Genomic DNA, 1,718 nt, shown 5'->3' on the forward strand with positions numbered 1-1,718 from the left:
CGTCGGGTTGGGAGTCGAAGTCACCCTCTGCCATGCTCGTGCTGAGACGTCTTATTTTGGGGAGCCGATAAGAAAGTCCGCTGGGTGCCAATTTCGTTAGATTTCGGCCGCGTGTATAGCCGGCGTCCGGATGTCATGTCCGGAACCAACGCTCGGATCACACAACCCGAGATCGAGGCCACCCCCATGTTGGAATGCGGGCTCTCGAAAACCGCGTCGCCACGGCATTGCGGTGGAGGATTTTTTTTGTGCGGTATCGCGCTGACGGTCGTCCAGCGTTGTGCTGCGGCTTTTCTGTTTTGCGCACGACGACGGACGGTAATCGTTGAGACCGGCCGTAAACGGTGGCGTGCGCAGGTGTGACCATGCTCCAGCATTCGCCTTCCAAGCTTTCGCCGCAGCTCCTAGAGAAGCGGGACCGGCTGTTAGCTCTCATTGCTGATCTCGGTTCTTGTGCCGTGGCATTTTCAGGCGGAGTCGATAGCACCGTGGTTGCCAAAGCCGCGCAAGTCGCGCTCGGCCCAAAGGCGCTGGCGGTCACGGGCACAAGTGCCAGCTTGGCGGCGGGCGAATTGGAAGAGGCCGTCGCGCTGGCCCAATTGATCGGCATTCGGCACGAGATCCTGCCGACCGATGAATTCGCGGACCCCGCGTATTTGGCCAATGCGCCGGACCGCTGTTACCACTGTAAGACAGAGCTCTACACGCAACTCGACGGCGTAGCCGAGCGATTCGGGGTAGCCGCGGTGCTCAATGGCGCCAATCTCGACGATCGCGGCGACCACCGGCCCGGCATGACGGCTGCCGCCGAACATCAAGTGCGCAGCCCGCTTTTGGAATGCGAGCTTTCCAAGGAAGAAGTACGTCAACTGGCGGCCCATTGGGCGTTGCCCGTGTGGGACAAGCCGGCCAGCCCGTGTCTTAGCAGTCGGATCGCCTATGGCGAGCAAGTAACGCCCGAGCGCGTGGCGATGATCGATCAGGCCGAAGCGTTGCTGCGTGAGCTGGATCTACGCGAGCTGCGCGTCCGTTACCACAAAGGGGACCTGGCCCGGCTGGAAGTGCCGCTAGATGCGCTGCCGCGCCTGGCACAGCCCGACACGCGCGCGCGGCTGGTCGAGCAGCTGAAGCGTTTGGGCTTTAAGTACGTAACGCTCGACCTGGAAGGCTTCCGCTCGGGAAGTCTTAATCAAGTGTTGCCGGTCGAAAGTCTGCGCGTGCTGCGCTAGTACCGCAGCCTCTCGGGCGCAGCGCCTATCTCCTGCTCTGCTACGCGATGCTAGCAATGCAGGCATCACGCGCAGCCGTGCCGTTGGCCGGCTTTCCATCAACAAACGTGGCGGAATTGTCGATGCTATCGACAAGGTTTCGTTAGCTTGCCTCGATGATGGCGCTTCTCAATGGCACGATGCGGCAAACCGCGATCCTCGGCGGCCCAGGGTACGCACTGGTGCGGGGGGACTTGCGCGCTGGTCGTGCTCGTTTGTTGTGGTTGCACGAGCTCTCGGCTGGGACGTCGGACGGTGAATCAGGCCAGCACGATATCGGATGTGCAATTCCAGCAAGTGCTAGACAACCTGGCCATGTTCGCCTGCAATCCCGATGCCCTCGCCTGGCACATCCGCATCAACGGCGGCGTGGTGCAGGTAGCAGATCAAGGCTCTGGATTCATTGGTGCAAATCTTGGCGGTCCGGGCTACGTAGCTCCGAACCTGGGC

General features: G+C 61.5%; 2 protein-coding genes. Both read left to right on the top strand.

All coding sequences use genetic code 11. The features are described from left to right. Positions 1-365 precede the first annotated feature (365 nt). On the top strand, positions 366-1,229 hold the full coding sequence (gene larE, locus VGG64_16205) for an ATP-dependent sacrificial sulfur transferase LarE (GenBank protein HEY1601146.1): 864 nt from the start codon (positions 366-368) through the stop codon (positions 1,227-1,229). A 294-nt stretch (positions 1,230-1,523) separates the two neighbouring features. Next, positions 1,524-1,718: hypothetical protein (locus tag VGG64_16210; protein HEY1601147.1), on the top strand; the 195-nt coding region annotated here is incomplete at its 3' end.

This window comes from Pirellulales bacterium (assembly GCA_036490175.1).
In the GTDB taxonomy this organism is placed as follows: Bacteria; Planctomycetota; Planctomycetia; order Pirellulales; family JACPPG01; genus JACPPG01.